This is a genomic window from Microcystis sp. LE18-22.4A (assembly GCF_027531105.1).
Taxonomy (GTDB): Bacteria; Cyanobacteriota; Cyanobacteriia; order Cyanobacteriales; family Microcystaceae; genus Microcystis; species Microcystis aeruginosa.
This window is the reverse complement of sequence record NZ_JAPZRB010000444.1, coordinates 1-3,767: the sequence shown is the minus strand read 5'-3', so window position 1 is coordinate 3,767 and position 3,767 is coordinate 1. Positions and strand designations below refer to the sequence as shown.

At 43.1% G+C, this 3,767-nt stretch carries 7 protein-coding genes; 6 read left to right on the top strand and 1 reads right to left on the bottom strand.

Annotated features, from left to right (window positions below):
* Positions 1–280: 280 nt before the first annotated feature.
* The 6 genes from O9295_RS19535 to O9295_RS19510 all read left to right on the top strand — a co-directional run bounded on the left by O9295_RS19535 (position 281) and on the right by O9295_RS19510 (position 3,651).
* Positions 281–439, top strand: a complete 159-nt coding sequence (locus O9295_RS19535; RefSeq protein WP_288034681.1) for a hypothetical protein — start codon at positions 281–283, stop codon at positions 437–439.
* A 125-nt stretch (positions 440–564) separates the two neighbouring features.
* Positions 565–1,038, top strand: coding sequence for a DUF29 domain-containing protein (locus O9295_RS19530; protein ID WP_061431917.1), 474 nt, complete (start codon positions 565–567; stop codon positions 1,036–1,038).
* A 196-nt stretch (positions 1,039–1,234) separates the two neighbouring features.
* A complete protein-coding gene (locus O9295_RS19525) occupies positions 1,235–1,954 on the top strand; it encodes a Uma2 family endonuclease (RefSeq protein WP_288034678.1) in 720 nt (239 codons plus the stop codon).
* Between the two features lie 297 nt (positions 1,955–2,251).
* A complete protein-coding gene (locus O9295_RS19520) occupies positions 2,252–3,127 on the top strand; it encodes a Uma2 family endonuclease (protein WP_288034676.1) in 876 nt (291 codons plus the stop codon).
* A gap of 27 nt (positions 3,128–3,154) precedes the next feature.
* Positions 3,155–3,409 (top strand): hypothetical protein, encoded by a 255-nt coding sequence (locus O9295_RS19515; RefSeq protein ID WP_288034675.1) that lies wholly within the window; start codon positions 3,155–3,157, stop codon positions 3,407–3,409.
* On the top strand, positions 3,388–3,651 hold the full coding sequence (locus tag O9295_RS19510; protein WP_288034674.1) for a DUF2283 domain-containing protein: 264 nt from the start codon (positions 3,388–3,390) through the stop codon (positions 3,649–3,651). Before O9295_RS19515 ends, O9295_RS19510 begins: the two co-directional genes overlap by 22 nt.
* Before the next feature lies 1 nt (position 3,652).
* Here the strand turns inward: O9295_RS19510 and O9295_RS19505 are convergent.
* The coding region (locus tag O9295_RS19505) for a transposase (protein WP_287627018.1) at positions 3,653–3,767 on the bottom strand (115 nt) is incomplete at its 5' end.

The window sequence follows — 3,767 nt, the reverse complement described above, 5'->3', positions numbered from 1 at the left end:
TGTGGAAGCCTTGGCAGCTTTTCGGACAGCGATGTCTTTCCGTTTCTTTGAGTGGCTGACCGAGAATCGGGATGTGTTTGCCGCTTACAAAGCCAGTTTAGGCTTTGTTTGGGCTTGAAATTTGTTTAAGTCCCACTAGGGCATAGCGTATCAGAAAATGCCTGTGGAGATGGTCTAGCGGGGGCGTTGGTAACAACGTCTAGCCAAGAATCTGTAAAGCAGGAAATCTTAAATGTGAATTTAAGAATCTCCCGTCACAGCGTAGCTTGACGGTGAGAGTATGTCAAAAGTAAAAGTCCAATTTTATCAGCAGCGACACCAACAAGAATCCAGCCGCAAGATAGTTATTTCACTGATGGTAGATCCCAAGTCGCAGGAAATAGCTAAAAATTTAGGAATAGAAGTTGATAGTTCTGCAAGAGATGTAGAAGTCAGTTAATAAAAGGAAGGTTAAGGAAGATAAATAGTACAAGGAAATTATCAGGCGATCGCTAATTGACAAAAAGGACAATATTTGTTAATATTAAGGTTGACCAATGTATATCATTAATAAAACTGCTAGAAATGTCCACTATTTTATATGATTCTGATTTTGACTTGTGGATTGAGCAGACAATCCAACAATTAAAAGATCGTCAATTTGAACGACTAGACGTTGAACACTTAATTGAGGAATTACAAGACTTGGGCAAGTCAGAAAAAAGAGCCTTAGAAAGTAACCTAATGGTTTTGTTGGCTCATTTACTCAAGCTCAAGATACAAGGCGATGCGCCTGAGACTATGACAGGCAGTTGGTATGATTCAATCAACGAACACCGGCAGCGAGTTCAAAAAAGCTTACGAGATACTCCATCTCTCAATCCCTATCTGTCAACAGCAGTTTCCTCAGTCTATCCAGACGCTCGCCAGCTGGCAATTAGAGATGGAAAAAAAGCTAAATTTGGCGTTCGCATACCATTAGAAAATGAGTATCCAATCACCTGTCCTTTTTCAATTGAGCAGCTCTTGGATGATGATTTCTACTTAAATGAGTCTTAGCCTAGAATTGTGATGTAACATATAGTAATCCCCTAAACCCTTGACAACAGGTAGCTGAACAAGGGGCTTAAGCCCCCTGTCCGTTCACGACTCATTTAGAATTGCTATAGCCAGTCAATTAAAGTAACATTTGCCTGAAAGAGGGCAAAAAATCTACGAAATCTAAATAACTAAACCCAAAATATAGGACAGAAATATGGAAACTCTGACGCTTAGTCAACCGATGCAATTAACTGCATTACCCACGCAACATGAACTTCCCTGCGATGATGGAGTACCCATGGAAACTCAAAGGCATAAATGGCAGATGGATCTGTTAATAGACACTATATCCCCTTGGCTAGACCAACGAGAAGATGGTTATGCCAGTGGCAATATGTTTGTCTATTTCAGTACAGCACAACTGAAAAATCAAGACTTCAAAGGATTTGATTTTTTTGCCGTCTTAGACGTACCAAAAGGGGAGCGAAAAAGTTGGGTTACTTGGGAGGAGGGAAAAGCCCCCGATGTAGTGATTGAACTACTCTCAGAAAGTACTGCCCAAATAGACAAAACCGAGAAAAAACAGATTTATCAAGATAAGTTACGAGTGCCTGAATATTTCTGGTACGATCCTTTTAACCCTGAAGATTTTGCCGAATTTGTCTTAGTTGATGGTGTATATGAACCGCGGCAACCCAACGAGAAAGGATGGCTAATCAGTGGTCGTTTGGGATTAGCTTTAGTTCGTTGGCAGGGAGAATATAGAGGGGTAACAACCGTCTGGATTCGCTGGGCGACTTTAGATGGAATATTGTTACCAACCCCGCGAGAGTTGGCTGAGGAAGCACAACAGAAAGCTGAGGAAGCCGAAGAAAAAGCCGAGCGATTGGCGGCTAAACTCAGGGAATTGGGGATTAATCCCGAAAGTCTCTAACTTCCTCTGGGCGGATTTTGGTAAGACTCCCCTGGTGGTGTACTTCATTTTTGAATCGGCATTTTCACCAATGGAGAACGAGGAATTGACGACTGTTCCGATTTATTGTGCATCAAGGCTTGCGGCGTTCAGGGGTCTAAAATTGACATGAATGCCATATTATCTTGCTAAGGGACCTGCGTAGGAATAATATCCCAGCCAGACAGTCGCTCTGTAGAAGAATCAGACAAGCCATAAATGGTACATTATCAAAGCGCAAGTCCCTAAACTAAACACCAAACTAGCAACATTCCCCCCATGTACCAGAGAACGCCGTCCCTTCCACCCAAAGAAATGTTACCAACCATGTACGACCTCCCCAGCGAAAACCTGGAGGAACCTGGCTTGCCTGACGAATTTCATCTCTTCCAACCCGAATTATTGCGCCAGACCTTTCGACCTTCTAACTATCCTGCCGAACAAATATTTATCGCCAGCGATCTAAATCTCTACTACGACCCTTACCATCCCCAATGGTACAAGCGGCCGGACTGGTTTGCCGCTTTGGGAGTCTCGCGGCTGTACCAAGGAGAGGAATTGCGCCTGAGTTATGTGATTTGGCAGGAAGAAATTGTTCCCTTCATCGCCATCGAATTACTCTCTCCTGGAACGGAAGCAGAAGATTTAGGGCGTACCGTGCGGGGAATCAACCAACCTCCCACCAAGTGGGAAGTTTACGAACGAATTTTAGGCATTCCCTACTACGTGGTGTTCGATCGCTACAGCAACCAATTGCAGGCATTTACCTTAAAATCAGGAAAATATCAGCCTTTAAGACTAGAAAAACAGCAGTTGTGGCTAGAGGAAGTACAATTGGGATTGGGACTTTGGGCAGGAAATTGTCAAGGCATTGAGCGGTTGTGGCTGCGCTGGTACGGACGAGACGGCAATTGGATACTGACTCCTACCGAACAGGAAACCCAACGCGCCGAGCAGGAAACCCAACGCGCCGAGCAGGAAACCCAACGCGCCGAGCAGGAAGCTCAACGCGCCGAGCAGGAAGCTCAACGCGCCGAGCAGGAAACCCAACGCGCCGAGCAGGAAACTCAACGCGCAGAAAGAGAACGGCAGCGAGTTCTAGAACTAGAAGCTTTGTTGGCTCGTTACCAGGAACAATTCGGGCAGTTAAATTGAGAAAATAATGAATGGATTTTCTAAGCCATGAAAGTATCTTACATGGCGGGATGTATTGATATGGTACTAGAAACTATTGCTGAACCTGATTTGATTGTTAAGGGATGGACTGATGAGCTAATAGCACTAAAACATTATCCGAAAACTGTTATCTCAAGAAAAGACGCGGTCGTCATCTATAAAGAACTAAAGAACGATGGATTTGTCATAACTGCTTTTTTGACATCCTCCTGCGAAAAAATTATCAAGCGAGGCATCCTATGGCAGAAGTCAATCTCTTGAAATCAATTCCTTATTTGCTAACCGCACCTTCTTCAAGAATCTGGATAGATTATGATGAAGAAGCAGATGTTTTATATATTAGCTTTCGTAAGCCTCAAAGAGCCAATGATAGTTTGCTAGAAGACAATATTATCTATCATTATAGAGATCGAGACTTAGTTGGATTAACTGTCTTGAAAGCTTCGGATTTTAACAGTGGAGATAGTGAAAATAAACCGGCTCTTCGTTACTCTTTATGCTAAATCAACAGACAAGATGCCAAGATAACATACTTCTAACCCAAAAATTCCGAAAGTTTCTCAAGCCATAGCCTCTCCGTTTTATTAGTTTAAGTTTATTATTGATTCCCTCGACCACC

Coding starts and splice junctions, on each gene's coding strand:
- O9295_RS19525 (WP_288034678.1), top strand. CDS start 1,235: ATGGAAACTCTGACGCTTAGTCAACCGATGCAATTAACTGCATTACCC.
- O9295_RS19515 (WP_288034675.1), top strand. CDS start 3,155: ATGAAAGTATCTTACATGGCGGGATGTATTGATATGGTACTAGAAACT.
- O9295_RS19510 (WP_288034674.1), top strand. CDS start 3,388: ATGGCAGAAGTCAATCTCTTGAAATCAATTCCTTATTTGCTAACCGCA.
- O9295_RS19530 (WP_061431917.1), top strand. CDS start 565: ATGTCCACTATTTTATATGATTCTGATTTTGACTTGTGGATTGAGCAG.
- O9295_RS19520 (WP_288034676.1), top strand. CDS start 2,252: ATGTACCAGAGAACGCCGTCCCTTCCACCCAAAGAAATGTTACCAACC.
- O9295_RS19535 (WP_288034681.1), top strand. CDS start 281: ATGTCAAAAGTAAAAGTCCAATTTTATCAGCAGCGACACCAACAAGAA.